This window comes from Sphingobacterium spiritivorum (assembly GCF_016724845.1).
GTDB classification, from domain to species: Bacteria; Bacteroidota; Bacteroidia; order Sphingobacteriales; family Sphingobacteriaceae; genus Sphingobacterium; species Sphingobacterium spiritivorum_A.
Map to the genome: position 1 here is coordinate 4,390,340 of NZ_CP068082.1, position 15,263 is coordinate 4,405,602.

14 protein-coding genes are annotated in these 15,263 nt (G+C 39.9%); 8 read left to right on the forward strand and 6 right to left on the reverse strand.

Features of this window, described 5'->3' with window-relative positions:
• Positions 1 to 9: 9 nt before the first annotated feature.
• A complete protein-coding gene (locus I6J03_RS18605; protein ID WP_201693889.1) occupies positions 10 to 3,411 on the forward strand; it encodes a DUF1080 domain-containing protein in 3,402 nt (1,133 codons plus the stop codon).
• A 485-nt stretch (positions 3,412 to 3,896) separates the two neighbouring features.
• On the opposite strand, the gene I6J03_RS18610 is transcribed toward I6J03_RS18605, so the two are convergent.
• Together I6J03_RS18610 and I6J03_RS18615 are read right to left on the reverse strand one after the other, a co-directional pair.
• Complete coding sequence (locus tag I6J03_RS18610) at positions 3,897 to 4,931, reverse strand: WD40/YVTN/BNR-like repeat-containing protein (RefSeq protein WP_003002973.1); 1,035 nt, start codon at positions 4,929 to 4,931, stop codon at positions 3,897 to 3,899.
• A gap of 11 nt (positions 4,932 to 4,942) precedes the next feature.
• Positions 4,943 to 5,593, reverse strand: coding sequence for a YceH family protein (locus I6J03_RS18615; RefSeq protein WP_003002971.1), 651 nt, complete (start codon positions 5,591 to 5,593; stop codon positions 4,943 to 4,945).
• 39 nt (positions 5,594 to 5,632) lie between these two features.
• On the opposite strand from I6J03_RS18615, the gene I6J03_RS18620 reads away from it, so the two are divergent.
• The 7 genes from I6J03_RS18620 to I6J03_RS18650 all read left to right on the forward strand — a co-directional run bounded on the left by I6J03_RS18620 (position 5,633) and on the right by I6J03_RS18650 (position 10,961).
• Entirely contained in the window at positions 5,633 to 6,637 is a 1,005-nt protein-coding gene (locus tag I6J03_RS18620) for a histone deacetylase family protein (protein ID WP_003002969.1), read from the forward strand.
• 18 nt (positions 6,638 to 6,655) lie between these two features.
• A complete protein-coding gene (locus I6J03_RS18625) occupies positions 6,656 to 7,714 on the forward strand; it encodes a nucleoid-associated protein (protein ID WP_003002967.1) in 1,059 nt (352 codons plus the stop codon).
• A gap of 2 nt (positions 7,715 to 7,716) precedes the next feature.
• Positions 7,717 to 8,796: a DUF3810 domain-containing protein gene (locus I6J03_RS18630; RefSeq protein WP_003002965.1), complete on the forward strand. Its 1,080-nt coding sequence runs from the start codon at positions 7,717 to 7,719 to the stop codon at positions 8,794 to 8,796.
• 339 nt (positions 8,797 to 9,135) lie between these two features.
• Positions 9,136 to 9,687, forward strand: a complete 552-nt coding sequence (locus tag I6J03_RS18635) for an RNA polymerase sigma factor (protein ID WP_236586201.1) — start codon at positions 9,136 to 9,138, stop codon at positions 9,685 to 9,687.
• Between the two features lie 6 nt (positions 9,688 to 9,693).
• Positions 9,694 to 10,029 carry a hypothetical protein gene (locus I6J03_RS18640; RefSeq protein ID WP_003002963.1) on the forward strand — a complete coding sequence of 112 codons (336 nt, stop codon included), beginning with the start codon at positions 9,694 to 9,696 and terminating at the stop codon, positions 10,027 to 10,029.
• A 158-nt stretch (positions 10,030 to 10,187) separates the two neighbouring features.
• Positions 10,188 to 10,478 carry a hypothetical protein gene (locus tag I6J03_RS18645; RefSeq protein ID WP_003002961.1) on the forward strand — a complete coding sequence of 97 codons (291 nt, stop codon included), beginning with the start codon at positions 10,188 to 10,190 and terminating at the stop codon, positions 10,476 to 10,478.
• Between the two features lie 18 nt (positions 10,479 to 10,496).
• The gene (locus I6J03_RS18650; protein WP_003002959.1) at positions 10,497 to 10,961 is read left to right on the forward strand and encodes an Hsp20/alpha crystallin family protein; all 465 of its coding nucleotides are present in this window, start codon (positions 10,497 to 10,499) and stop codon (positions 10,959 to 10,961) included.
• Positions 10,962 to 10,994: 33 nt separating this feature from the next.
• Here I6J03_RS18650 and I6J03_RS18655 read toward each other — a convergent pair whose 3' ends face one another.
• From I6J03_RS18655 to I6J03_RS18670, 4 genes are all read right to left on the reverse strand, one after another.
• Complete coding sequence (locus tag I6J03_RS18655; RefSeq protein ID WP_003002957.1) at positions 10,995 to 11,633, reverse strand: hypothetical protein; 639 nt, start codon at positions 11,631 to 11,633, stop codon at positions 10,995 to 10,997.
• Positions 11,634 to 11,701: 68 nt separating this feature from the next.
• Positions 11,702 to 12,814, reverse strand: a complete 1,113-nt coding sequence (gene lpxB, locus I6J03_RS18660; protein WP_003002956.1) for a lipid-A-disaccharide synthase — start codon at positions 12,812 to 12,814, stop codon at positions 11,702 to 11,704.
• Between the two features lie 156 nt (positions 12,815 to 12,970).
• Positions 12,971 to 14,167: a porin gene (locus tag I6J03_RS18665; protein WP_003002954.1), complete on the reverse strand. Its 1,197-nt coding sequence runs from the start codon at positions 14,165 to 14,167 to the stop codon at positions 12,971 to 12,973.
• A gap of 32 nt (positions 14,168 to 14,199) precedes the next feature.
• Positions 14,200 to 15,258, reverse strand: coding sequence for an agmatine deiminase family protein (locus I6J03_RS18670; protein ID WP_003002952.1), 1,059 nt, complete (start codon positions 15,256 to 15,258; stop codon positions 14,200 to 14,202).
• Positions 15,259 to 15,263 lie beyond the last annotated feature (5 nt).

The window sequence follows — 15,263 nt, forward strand, 5'->3', positions numbered from 1 at the left end:
CACAAACCAATGAAAAAAACATTTAATATATTATCTGCACTCTTGATTTTACAAGTAGCTGCACATGCTCAATTACCTTCCAACCGGACAGCTGCTACCAAAATAGCCGATGTACTGGCACAGCAGCCGGCAGAGGAGAAGGCAAAATTTCTGGCTGCTATGAAAGAGCTGGAAAATTTCTCATCTGACGATATCGCTGAATTATTAGCGAAGCTGCAGCCTCAGGGCGGAAACAATGCCACTATTGAATTTGCAAGTAACTCATACTCTTTTTATGTGATGCAATCCGGAATGGAGGCCAGACGCGAAACATTTGCAAAAGGATTGATTGCAGCTCTGGATAAATTAACAGACAAAGACAATAAAGGATATGTAATCAAGTTATTGCAACAATCCGGTAAAAACGAAGCTGTGGCTCCGTTGACGCCTTATCTGAAAGACGATTATCTGGTAGGGAAGGCGTCCCGTGCACTGGTTGCTATCAATACAGAGGATGCGCGTAAAGCTTTATTAACCTCACTGACAGATGCCGATTCAGAGACGAAGAAAATAGCCATAGTCACAGCTCTTGGAGATCTCAGATCAACCGATGCGGAGACAAAAATTATTGAACTTATTCAGTCTACTTCAGCTCCGAAATTTCAAAAAGCCGCTTTCACAGCATTGAGTAAGATCGGAGGAGAGAAATCAGCAGCAGTCTTTATGACACAACTGGCTATCGTAAAATATCAGTATGAGCCAAATGATATCACAGGACTGGCGGTCGATTACGCAGAGACACTCTTGAAGAACAAAAAATCAGCACAGGCAGAAAAGTTTGCTGCAGCATTATTTGCAGGAGCAGGCATAAATAATGCCCCTGAAACTAAGATTGCAGCATTAAGCATTCTTACTAATATCAATGCTTCAAAACAGAAAAAAGCTTTATTGACTGCTGCAACAAGCGAAGATGCCGCATATCGTAATGTAGCTCTGCAGCTGTTAGGCGAATATGGAAATAGCGGAGATACGAAAAAACTAATTGCAGCGCTAAAAAGTGCTACACCTGCCGTGCAGGAAAGTATCCTGGATTTCCTGGCACAAAAAGGATCTGCTTCGGATGTATCCACCCTGCAGAAGATTGTTCTTAACAATACTACAGGTGATGCCCGTATTTCCGGATTAGAAGCACTTGATGCACTGTCCCGCAATAATGTAACGCCACTTCTGATCAGTCAGCTTAAAGATGCAGATGAAGTATTGACAAGCGCTATTCAAAAACTGATTCTTGCTTCTAAAGAAGCAAAAGCTATTGATATTGTAAATGAATCATTAGCAACAGCAGATGCCAAAACACAGATCGCACTGTTAGGTATTCTGGCAAAAAGACCGAATGCGAAATCATCAAAAGCAGTCTTGCCATTAGCAAAGAGTACAGATGAGAAAGTTCGTATGGCAGCTTATCAGGCATTACCAACAGTTGCATCAGAAGATGATCTGAATGAATTGTATGCATTATTCTCGACTGCAAATAAAAATGAAGTCGCTTATTTACAAAAAGCAACAATCAATGCCATTCAGTCCAGCAAGGACAAAGATGCAATTACAACAAAATTAGCATCTAATGTGACCGTATCAGCAGCACCTTCAGCAGGCATGTATTTCCCTGTATTTGCAGGTCTTGGAGGTACGGAGTCTTTGAATGCTGTTAAGAATTTCACGGATGCCGGTATTCCTGAAGTAAAAACACAGGCAATCTCCGCATTAGCATCATGGAAATCAGCAGAAGCACTTCCTGCTCTTGTTGCGCTCTCCAGAACAGAAAAAGGAGAAGGAAATTTTGATACTATCTTCAAAGGACTGATTCGTCTGGTGAACAGTTCTTCTCTGACTCCGGATCAGAAAACACTGCATCTGAAAGATGCCTTTGCTATTGCACGTACAGATGCACAACGTAATCAGGCATTAAGCTCACTGCAGGGAGCAGGGACTTATCAGGCTATGATCTTTGCAAGCAAGCAGATGGACAATCCGGCTTTAGCTGGAGCTGCTTCCAATACTGCAATGAATATAGCATTTGATCATAAAGAATATGTAGGTGAAGATGTTCGCAATATTTTGAATAAAGTTATCGGTAATCTATCCGGAAGTGAAAGTTCATACCTGAAAGAAGCCGTACTTCGTCAGTTAGCTGAAATGCCGAATAAAGAAGGATTTGTATCTGTATTTAACGGAAATGATCTGAGCGGATGGAAAGGATTGGTAGCTGATCCGATCAAACGCAGCAAAATGGACGCTAAAACATTAGCTGCAGAACAAAAGAAAGCAGACGAAAAAATGCGTGCAGGATGGCAGGCTAGCAAAGGAGAACTGATCTTCAACGGTAAAGGAGATAACATCGCTACGATCAAACAATATGGAGATATGGAGATGCTGGTTGACTGGAAGTTGGATAAAGATGGAAAAGAAGGAGATGCCGGGGTTTATCTGAGAGGTACTCCGCAGGTGCAGATCTGGGATATATCCCGTACCAATGTGGGTGCTCAGGTCGGTTCCGGTGGTCTGTATAACAACCAAAAAAATGCAAAAGATCCATTAGTCGTTGCAGATAACCCACTGGGAGAATGGAATACTTTTAAAATAAAAATGGTAGATGATAAAGTGACCGTGTACCTGAATGGAGTACTGGTAACAGATAATGTACCTTTGGAAAACTATTGGGATCGCAATCAATCTTTATTCCCTACAGAACAGATCGAATTGCAGGCACATGGTACTAAAGTATATTATCGTGATATCTTTATTAAAGAATTGCCAAGAAAACAGGTTTCAGAACTTAGTGCTGAAGAAAAGAGTGAAGGATTTGATATGTTGTTCGATGGTACAAATTTAGACAAATGGATTCCTTCCGATGGTTATGGTATCAATGAGGAAGGTTATCTGGTCGTCTATCCAAATGCTAAATTTGGTGGCAACCTGTATACCAAAGATGAATACAGCGATGTAGTATATCGTTTTGAATTTAAACTGACTCCCGGAGCGAATAATGGAGTAGGTCTACGTGCGCCGGTAGAAGGAGATGCTGCTTATGCAGGTATGGAAATCCAGATTCTGGATAATGATGCGGATGTCTACAAAAGTCTGAAACCCTACCAGTATCACGGATCCGTATACGGTGTCATCACGGCAAAAAGAGGAGCTTTGAAACCGGTAGGCGAGTGGAATACTGAGGAAATCCGCTTACAAGGAAATAAAATCAAAGTGACGGTCAACGGAACGGTTATTCTGGAAGGTGATATTGCTGAAGCATCCAAAAATGGTACACTTGATGGTAAAAACCATCCCGGATTACAACGTAAATCCGGACATATCGCTTTCTTAGGACACGGATCTGAAGTGTTTTTCCGTAATATAAGAGTGAAAAAATTGTAACTGTTATTTTTCAGTGACACATACAAGTCCGTCTTTCGTAAGGAAGACGGACTTTTTTATTTATAAATTTTGTGTGTCAGTTGGTTTTTTACTAACCGTATGGAATATTTGTATCGCTGCTAAAGCACAAGCACCGTTACACTAATGCTTGCGCTAGAGGTGTTAGAAGCTGCGATTTGCAGGTTGTTTTCTTAGGAATGGAAACATTTAGTAGCGTCAGTTGGTGTCCACACCAACTGTATAGAATGTTTGTATGTCTGCTGTAGCAACAAGCACCGCTCCGCTAATGCTTGCGCTAGAGATGTGAAATGCTGCGATTTGCAGGTTGTTTTCTTAGGAATCGAAACATTTAGTGGCGTCAGTTGCTGTCCCCACCAACTGTATTGAATGGTTGTATATCTGCTCTAGCACAAGCACCGCTCCGCTAATACTTGCGCTAGAGGTGTTAGAATCTGCGATTTGCAGGTTGTTTTATGTCCTCACTTCTATTTGGGAGAGGGTTGTATTTGTAGCACCGCAACATTTCCTTTGCTGCCTGTAAGGAATATCTTATTGCCTGATTGAGATTTCCCGATCACATTAAAACTTGAATCAGCGATTTTTGTCCAGGTATTTCCTCCGTCGTCAGAAACATCTGTTCCCGAAGTCCCTGTTGCGAATAATCTCTGTTTATTTATATACACAACAGAAGATCTGAACCCTGAAACAGGTTTTGCTGGTGCTGTCCAGTTTTTTCCACCGTCGGTAGTCAGCAAGATGTTATTTACGTTTTCTTTATCCTGCGCATAATCTCCACCTACTACCACACCTGTCATGTGATCAATAAAAGCTATAGAAAACACGCCGGTTGTACTTTTGCCCTGCGTAATTGGACAGGCATACTGTTCCCAATGCTGTCCGTAGTCTCCGGAAAAATAAATATGGGATACTGAACCACCTGTGGCGATCCATACATTGCCATCCGGTTGGGTACAGATGGTACTTCCACTGGCAGCAAAACTGGCTTCTCCTGTTTTCATAACCTGCTTAAGATTAGCAGATATGTCATTCCAGCTCTTTCCTTTATCGGAAGAATACAACAATTGGAGTCGCCCGTCTATAGGGTCCCCAAAAGCAATTCCTCTTTTTTGATCCCAAAAATCCATTCCATCCAAAAAGATATCCGGATGATTATTCTCATATGTACTTATCCAGTTTTTACCCCCATCACTTGTGCGTAATATCACTGCAGGAGAACCTGCATTAACAATAACAGCCTCTTTTGCACTAAAAGCCTGAATATCTCTGAAATCGTATGATTCGAATCCGGCCGGATTGACCCAATTCCAGGATTTTCCGCCATCCAAAGATTTTCCTACAGTTCCGTTGCTGCCACTTATCCAAAGAATCTGGTCTGAAACTACAGCTAATCCCCTAAAACTGCTCTTTATATCCTGAATTAAAGGAGTAATATTGTATTGCTCGTTTTGAGCAAATAAAAGGGCTGGGAATATAAATAATAAAAAGAGAAGCTTTTTCATACTAAACCGGGTTAACGCAGTTCCTGCATCAAACTGTCAAATTCAGCCCGAAGTTGCTGCAGTTGTTCTTCTAATACAAGAACTCTGTTCTCTAGTTCCTTTACCTGACTCTGTTGTGCTCCATTGTTTACAGGCTCATCATAATCTTCCTCATTTACTTCGCCTAAGAGATGCACATAACGCACTTCTTTCTGTCCCGGACGTTTAGGTAATTGCTTTACATATTCTATTTCACCTTCACTGAGCTTATTCAGATGTTCCTGTACATCCTCCAGTCCTTCAAATTCATACAAGCGGCCAGAATTACTATTGATTTCGCCGGCAGTGAGCGGCCCTCTCAAAATCAATAGACACAGTACAGCCAGATCGGAAGGAATCAGAGGAAACTGAATCGCCAGATTGTGTTTATATTTTGTCACTCTGCTGCCACCACCTACAACTGTGGACATCAAGCCTCTCTTTTTCAACGCATCTAATGCTGCGATAATAGTAGGTTCATCATAATTAACCACCGGTTTTCGGGAAGTTTTTTGGTTACATGCAGTCTGTAAACCATTGAGTGTCATTGGGTAATATTCAGGTGTGGTTTTAGATTTTTCCAGTAAAGAACCTAAGACCCTTAATTCTTCTGCAGATAATTGAGGTAAAGATTTATTTTCCATGAAGTTAAGTTAAAAACTGACGCAGGTCAGTCTGTAAATATGTTAAATTTTATTAGTAAATCCAATATTTCGATAGGATTTCGGGGCAGTCGTGCCACAACATTTTTGTATCTTCGTCATCAAATAGAAAACTTTGTTTTGCTCAAAATAGCTTTTCATAACGCCTATATTCATCCGCTGAGGGAAGGCCACAGGTTTCCCATGTTGAAGTATGAGTTGATTCCCATGCAGTTGATACATGAAGGACTCGTATCTAAGGACAGTTTTTTTGAACCTGAATTGATTTCAGAAGAAATTGCCTGTCTGGCGCATGACGAATCTTATGTAAGGGATCTGTTCGAACTCACACTGGATGCGCGTATGATCAGGAGAATCGGATTTCCATTAACAGATAGTCTGATCCGGCGTGAACGTCTTATTGTGGATGGCACGATCAGAACTGCACTTTTTGCTATGCAATACGGGATTGCCTTTAATGTAGCCGGAGGTACACATCATGCAGGACATGCATATGGAGAAGGTTTTTGTTTGTTGAATGATCAGGCTATAGCTGCCGCATATTTACTCGCTGAGCAAAAGGTACATAAAATATTAATCATTGACCTTGATGTACATCAGGGAAACGGAACAGCCAATATATTTAAAGGTAGTAAAGAGGTATTTACCTTTTCTATGCACGGGGCAAAGAATTTTCCATTTATAAAAGAACAATCTCATCTTGATATTAATCTGGAAGACGGGATTACAGATAAGAATTATTTGTCTCAGTTGACAACAGTATTACCGGATCTGTTTGAGAAAGTCGCCCCTGATTTTGTATTTTATCAGGCAGGAGTCGATGTTTTGGCAACAGATAAGCTGGGTAAACTGAAGCTTTCACCTGAAGCGTGTAAAGAGCGGGATTATATCGTCCTTTCCTTATGCAGACAACTTGATATACCGGTTCAGGTCAGCATGGGAGGAGGATATTCCGAACATATCCGGGATATAGTCAATGCACATATACAGACATACCGGACAGCAATAGAGTTGTACAATTTTTAAAAAATAGAATCGCAATATATGTTTTTTCATCAAGATGCCACTTTCGAAAAATTATCCATTCACCGCGTAGGAAATAAAGCGCAGGATGAGTTTTATATCCTTTCTGATGAACCTGTTAACCTGGGTGAAGATGAAGTAATGCCTCAGCTGCTTATGCAGTATTTTTTGTCTCCGTTTGCCAAGCTGAATGAAGTACATCGTTTTTTTCATCCTAATGAAGAACTCGGACTCAATGAGGTATATCATTTTACAAAACAGTTTTTTGAGGATAAACTACCTTTTCATGAGCTTTCTCAGCAAGTCAGCAAGCATTTGTATGAGGTATCAGGCCATCCGAAGATCAAAGCGGGCGAAGTGTATGTCGTTCACCTGAAGAACGTACAGATGGAAGGAGAAGATCATCAGGCAATAGGTATCTTCAAATCCGAAAATAAAGAAACATACCTTAAAGTATATCCGGAGAAGGGAGCATTTAAGCTGGATTATGAAGCAGAAGCCATCAATATCAACAAGCTGGACAAAGGCGTACTCATTATCGATGTGGAGGAAGACGAGGGTTACAAGGTACTGGTCGTGGATCAGACAAACAAACAGCAGGAAGCTGTGTACTGGAAGGATGAATTTCTGAAACTTCGTATCCGTAATGATAACTTTAACCAGACAGGTAACTACCTGAAAGTGTATAAAAACTTTGTCAACGAAAAACTGGAAGATGTTTTTGAAATGGAGAAGGCAGATAAAATTGATCTGCTAAACCGTTCGATGAATTATTTTAAAGAAAAGGAAGAGTTTGTACAGGAAGAATTTGAAGAACAGGTATTAGGAAATCCTCAGGCGATATCACTGTTTAAAGAATATCGGGGTGAGTTTGAAGATGAATTTGAAACTCCTTTTCAGAGTAATTTTGATATTGCGGACAAGGCTGTTAAGAAAATGGAGGCTTCCTACAAAAGTGTATTGAAGCTCGATAAGAATTTCCATATTTACGTTCATGGAAAGAGAGAATACCTGGAAAAGGGTTTTGACGAAGAGAAAGGGATGAACTATTATAAAGTTTATTTCGAAAACGAAAGCTAATCATGAAAAACCAGCTGAAAAGATCAGGCATTGTATCGTTGATACTGATTGTTCTGCTTATAGTGTTTACACTATGGCAGGGCAATACACATGCCGTGGAAATGATCTTTTCCAGAGGCTGGTATCCTGTATTTTCCTATATTCCGGGCACTTTTTTCGGATATTTACCTTTTAGTGTCGGAGATATTTTTTATTGTACTGCGATCGGATTTCTGGTATTCCTGACCGGACAGACAGTCTGTTTATTATTCAAAAAGAAGTTTTATCCCGCATTGTTACGTTTTTCAAAGCTCATTAATCTGGGGTTGCTTTTATACCTCTTTTTTTATGTCAGCTGGGGAATGAATTACTACAGGCAGTCTGTAGCGCTCAATGCAGATATACGGGTTGATAGTCTGAAACTGGCGGATTACCTGGAAGTACTGGATCGCTTTATCGATACAACCAATACTATCCGGGGACAGATCAATCCGGAGGTATGGAAAGGAAAAGGACGGCAAATTGAACAGGATATGGTGGCAACAGTAGAAAATGATACAACCTTCAGGTCATTCTTGTCTGTATCCAATGTACGTGCGAAATCTCCGTTAAACAGTCGCTTGGTGTCGTATGTAGGGGTATCCGGATACTTTAATCCTTTTACACATGAAGCACATGTCAACACAGCAATGCCCGAGGTTGCCAAGCCGTTTACTTATGTGCACGAACTGGCTCATCAGCAGGGGATAGGCTTCGAAGATGAGGCTAATTTTATTGCTTTTGTACGCCTGCAGCATCACCCAAATGAATTTTACAGATATTCAGCCTATTTACAATGTGTGACATATATGTTGAGTGAGCTTCGTGGCATTGACAGGAATTTATTTGAACAATACCGTAACAGATTATCTGCAAAAATCGAAAGCGATCTGGAGGAAGAGCGAGCTTTCTGGAAGGCATATATGGGTTGGATCAACGATCTCACCGCCCTGTTTTACAATCAGTATCTGCAACACAACAATCAGGCTGAAGGTATAGCGAGGTACAACCGGATGACTCGTCTGGTACTCGCATATGAACTCCAAAATAAAGGATGCAGATAGTATATAACGATCGCGTGAACTATAAATAATAAAAACGCTTCAGGCGGGGAACCTGAAGCGTTTCGTTACTAACCAATTATTAACCTAAACTTATGAAAAGTACAGATATAACGCTTGGCTTAAGGACGATATTACAGTTTACCCGTTATTTTAAGGTTTTTTAACAGTTGAGCGCCGTAATTGTGCTTTAAAGTTATATACCGAATGAGAAGTATGTAATAAATCAGAGAAAGAGAGCCCGATAACCCAAAAATATTTTTACATTTATTTCTATATGTATTAAAGTAAAAGTGTGTGTCAATCGTCTTTTGATCTATGGACTACACTCATACCTTACAAATGTCTGATAAACAATCTTCTTCACTTCCGGAGGTCGTTCGTAACTATGGCGCCCAATTGCTTCGTTTTATTAAGGGAAAAGTGAAGAAAGTGGAAGATGCCGAAGATATTCTGCAAGAAGTCTGGTATCAGACCAGCCGTCTGTCTAATATCGACCAGCTGGAAAATGTGAGTGCCTGGTTGTATTCTATTACCCGTAATAAGATCACAGATCTGTACCGTAAGAAAAAGACGGACGCTATAGAAGATCATACCTATATGGATGATGAAGGAGAGCTGAAGATCAAAGAAATATTGTTAGCGGATGATTCGAATAATGCGGAACTGAAGCTGTTTAAAGAGGTATTCTGGGAGGAGCTGATGAAGGCTCTGGATGAACTGCCCGAAAAACAAAGAGATGTATTTGTGCTGAATGAAATAGAAGATATGACCTTACAGCAAATAGCTGATCTGCAGGGCGAAAATATAAAAACGATCATTAGCCGCAAAGGTTATGCGGTAAAACACCTTCGTCTGCGCTTAAATATGCTTTACGAAGAACTTAAATATTAAGAAGATATGAATAACAGATTTAGAAACGAAAAGAAAGGAAAGATTCTTTTTATGATTCCTTTTATTATCGGGATGGTTTTTCTGCTGGTCTGGGTGGTTCAGTCACTTTGGAATGCCCTTTTACCTGAAATAATTGGGATAAAAGCAATCAGTTACTGGCAGGCCTTCGGAATTTTGGTCTTATCCAAGATTCTTTTTGGAGGATTCAGGTTTAAAGGAAAAGGAAAGGCTTGTGACCGTTCGCACCTGCGATCCAAATTGGAGCAACTCTCACCCGAGGATAAGGAAAAGTTTAAGGAAGAATGGAAGCAACGCTTTTCCAGACGATGGCATGATTGCTAGCCTTACGAATCCTATACGATAACGATGAATCCTAAACAAAACCTGTTTGGGATTTTTTTTGCCTGTAATAAATAATATAAAAAAAGTTAAAGTATAATTCCCTGTTGTCCGTCTTCTATCAAAAGGCCTTTGAATTAAATAATTAAAAATAAAAAATCATGAAAAATAAAATTCGTTTTATATTACCAAGATTGATTGGATTGACAGTTTTAGCAGGTTTGCTTGCACTGGTTGTAGGATTGATCTTTAAATTATTGCTGGTGGGTACACTGCTGGCAGGTGCAGGAATGTTTTTAGCTTCACGCTTTAAAAAGCGTCAGGCAGCAATGATCGGCAATGAAAGAAGAAAAGGTATTGCACCGGCTTATTACGAAATGAGTTCTTCTGCAATCCGTCCGCAGTATTCGGCAGCTGACAGCGCAAACTATGCTATTATCCCAATTCGTTAACTCTAAATAAATAATACAATGTTCTATAAAACTAATAATACATCAGACCGTTCCGCAAAGTACGGACATTTCAAGAATAAATTTGAGCAAAAATTCGGCAGATTAAGAGATGAGTTTATGAATGGCGAACATGCTTTTGCCGGCGCATGTTCAGACAGAAAAAATAATATTCCGGCCAATATCTCAGAAAACGAAGAGTTCTTTACACTTCAACTCTATGCGGCAGGCTATCAAAAAGATCGATTCAAAGTAGCCGTAAAAAATAATGTACTTACAGTAAGCTATGATCCTTCAGAAGAAGAGACTCCTGTCGCTTATATGTATCAGGAATTCTCTGCCGGTGCTTTCGAGCGCTCCTTCCAGTTAAACAATCAGGTTTCTACCTCCAGAATATCCGCAAGTTATGAAGACGGCATTCTAACTGTCATCCTTCCCAAAGATCTGGAAAATATCACACCTCCTCAGGAAATACGGGTAGGATAGTAAACAATAAACAGGCGGAATTTTCCGCCTGTTTTATTGTTCTATGCTGATAATTTCTATTTTTCCAGTAGTTCCAGGACTGCCAGAATAAATCTGTCCCTGAGGAAGTCCTCTGAGTCCGCTTGGAGCCATTTTTATTCTACTGTATATATTCCTCAGATCCGAATTAGGATTGACTGAACGTCCTCCCGGTTCTACATCCACAAATAGATATTCCTTCGCTTTTTTATCGGTCTGTTGCGGCTTTATACTGCCTTTATTCAGGCTGATCTTTACATTCCCTCCATTTCCGTTAGGAAAAGTTTTGGTTCCGTTAAAGGCATCATCACCTTTTGCAATAACGTATAAAGAACCTAATTTTTGGATATTGGCCTGTATATCAAAGTTGGTACCGTTATTTTTTCCATCAGTACCCGATATAGAGGCCTGATTGCCGATTTCAGCATATTTGACAACCAAAGTCACATCTTTCTTTCCATAAAACATGAGTGAGGCACGGTCTCCCATAATTAATGTATCAATATGGATAACCATACTGGAATCACGGTTGTTAAAGGTTTTCTTCGCCTTTTTCCCGATCTCAAGCTTCGAGATGTATTCCGGTTGCGATTGCGCCTGAGCAGCAAACATAACTGCTACGGAAGCAAATAGTGCAATAATATATTTTTTCATATTGATCAGTGATTAAAATCTTAAAAACTACAAGTAAGACAATCTATATATGAAAAAGTTTAAAAGTATCATTCACTTAGATACTTAACAATCAGCTTTGCTGTTTTTTCAGAAGCACCGGGAGTGCCTAACTTAGAGGCTAATACCTCATAATTCTCCATTACACTGGCTCTGTGTTCTTTATCATTGATCAGTAAAGCCAGTTCATTGGCAATTTCAAAATCTGTACAGTCTTCCTGAATAAGTTCTATTACGGACAGATAATCATTGATAAGATTTACAAGGGAAATGAATTTCACTTTAATGACCAACCGGGCAATTTTCACACTTAAAGCATTGGCTTTGTATACGACAACCTGAGGTACTTTAAGAATTCCGGTTTCCAATGTTGCCGTTCCGCTTGTTACTACAGCAGCTTCCGAATTGCGCAGAAGATCATAAGTCTGATCAAAAACGATTTTTATAGGAAGGTCTTGAGTATATTGTTCGTAATAGGCTTTGTCGAAATTTGGCGCACCAGCTATTACAAACTGATGTGCCGGAAAAAGAAAATACAACCTTACCATTTCCGGTAATATGCGTTCTATCTCCATTTTACGACTTCCGGGAAGCAAAGCGATGATATTACGTTCATTAAGATCGTTGTCTTTTTTGAAATCCGGATTAAAGCGATACTTGTCTATTGCATCTAAAAGAGGATTTCCAACGTAATCCACTTTCATGTTGAATTTTTTATAAAAGTCAACTTCGAAAGGAAGGATGCAAAACATATGATCTACTACACGACGAATCTTATACACTCTTTTCTGATTCCAGGCCCATATCTTGGGTGAAATGTAATAGCATACTTTGATGCCATGTTTTTTTGCAAATTCCGCTATTTTGAGATTAAACCCAGGGAAATCAATAAGAATAACAGTATCAGGACGATAAGCCAAAAGATCTTTTTTTACTGCTTTCAGGTTTCTTGAAATCGTGCTCAGATTTTTGATAACCTCTACAAATCCCATGAATGCCATTTCAGAAGTGTGAATCAGAGCCGATTGACCTGTAGCAGTCTGCATCTGATTTCCGCCGACTATCCGGAATTCAGCCTGGCTATCCTCTTTTTTCAGTGATTCAATCAAACTTGCACCGTGTAAATCTCCTGAAGTCTCTCCGGCAATAAGGTAGTATCTCATGTAAAACTCGCTTTCCTGATTTGATTTTAAAGATAAGTATTAATACTCTTATGATGCAAAACTGATGAGATTTGCATATGTTTTTTTATATTTTACTGTAAAATAGTAAAGGCTGCCAGAAGCAGCCTTTACGAATTAGTGTTATATATTGTCGAATTAGATTCCTAATTCGACCTGAAAAGTAAATCCCCATTTATTATCATCCATCTTATTGTTATAATAACCATCTTTGACCAGATAGTTACCATTCAATTGAAACTTCAGACGGTGTGCCTTCATGTACTTCGTAAGTCCGGCTTCCAGAATTTCTGTACGTTCCTCTTTGGGACGAATATCTTTATGCGGATCTACAAAAGTATATCTTCCTGCCAGTTCATATCCTTTGCTGAATAAATAGCTGATCTGCTGATTTATACCATATCCTTTATAAACATATACTTCTTTTCCTTCCAGGTCCTGATTAAAAGGATTATCCACATTCCGTTTCATATATTCCACCTGATAGGCAAATCCGTTGTACTTAAATATCGCATCAGCAAATAATGTACTCAGATCCTTTGCGTCCTTTACAAATGCTCCGGTCTGTCCGCTTAGACGGGTCGTCTTGTTGTTAAAACTATAACCGCCACCGATAGACAATTTAGGAGTCTCTTCTCTTTCCAGATCACCTTCGGAATAATCACCTGAATTTGTAAACTGACCAAATGGGAGGAATTCTAAACGTCCTGTATAGGCTAAGCCATTGTCTGTGGTATTTACAGCTCTTCCTTCTCCGGTAGATATCTCCGCTTTCAGGTTGAAAGGCATATCTCCGATCTTTTTGGAAAGATTAGCAGATATACCAAAATCCCGGTCAATTGAAAAGTTTGCATTGACAATGGAACGTTCTGCAAACTGTAGCTGCCCGGAAGAATTGACACGCTGACGGTTACCCGGAAGTTTGTTCTGACCGAATCCTATATAAAAATCGTCACTGAAATTATAGAAAATCACCGCATCACGAACAATATTCGGAATTCCGGAATCATCAAAATCCTGATCTCCACGCGTGAATGCCAATTGAACAGAATAACTGATCTTAGGTGTGTAGATATAGCCGTCTACACGCATGCGCAGCCGTCTGACACGTGCTTCCCACTCATCATTTTTTTCACCATCCAGTGTATTCGTATACTTGACGCGATTCTGCATCCGAAACCTGAAATTAGTGTAAAAAAGCGAATCTTTACTCGTGAACTGTATTCCTTTAAAATTTAGAATAGTAGCTCTGTCATCCCGTTCCTGAGCATTAACATGGGTGCATACTAATGCTATTCCAATGGTCAACAAAGCTCTGAATCCTGTTTTTCTCATATTATTTAAGCGGAGGTTAGTAAAACGTATATCTATAACAGGGGTTCTTGCTGGCTCAGACAATGGAAACTACCTAATCCCCAGATAATATCTACTGAATTGATACCGATGACTTTGCGGGAAGGAAAACACTCCTGCAAAATAGCTAATGCTTTCTCATCATTTACATCATTGAAAACAGGGACTACGACAACTTCATTGGCAATGTAAAAATTAGCATATGAAGCCGGAAGTCTGGTGTCTTCATGGATGACAGGAGAGGGCATAGGTAAGGTAATAATATTAAGCGATTCACCGTTTTTCAATCTGAATGAGCGTAATGTCTCCAGATTTTCCTGTAACAGCAGGTAGTTTTCGTCTAATGGATTTGATTCCACTACAGTGACTACGGTGTTTTCATTTATGAAACGTGTAATATCGTCAATATGTCCGTCTGTATCATCACCTACGATACCGTCCCCAAGCCATAATACCTGATCCTGACCATAAAATTCAAGCAGATATTGCTCGATCTGTTCTTTGTTGAGGTGCGGGTTGCGATTCTCATTCAACAGACATGCTGTAGTTGTCAGTACCGTTCCGGCACCATTAAATTCCACAGAACCACCTTCCATTACAATAGGAGGGGTAAAGAGACGGTGTCCGAAGTGCTGAGCAATCTTTGTCGGTACGACATCATCCAGATCAAAAGGGGGGTATTTACCTCCCCAGGCATTATAGCCCCAATCTACTACTGCTTTTTCTCCGGAGTCCTGATTCAATACGAATGCAGGTCCGTGATCACGGCACCAGGCGTCGTTTGTTGGATTAAAATAAAATTCAATATTGGCCAGATTTGCTTCTGCATCGTTCAGATGATTCCATGCAAACTGTTTCATTTCTTCATCAGCTACGTTAATCCGTACTTTTTGAGCTTCGGCAACAGCTTTGATAAATTGTGCATACGGAGCATATACAGTCTCTAATTTGCCAGGCCAGGACTCTTCCTTATGCGGCCAACTGAGCCACATAGCTTCTTGTGGTGCCCATTCTGCAGGAAATGAAAAACCCAATGCTTTGGGTGTTGAAGATAAATCTATAGATGAATTCACTGTGT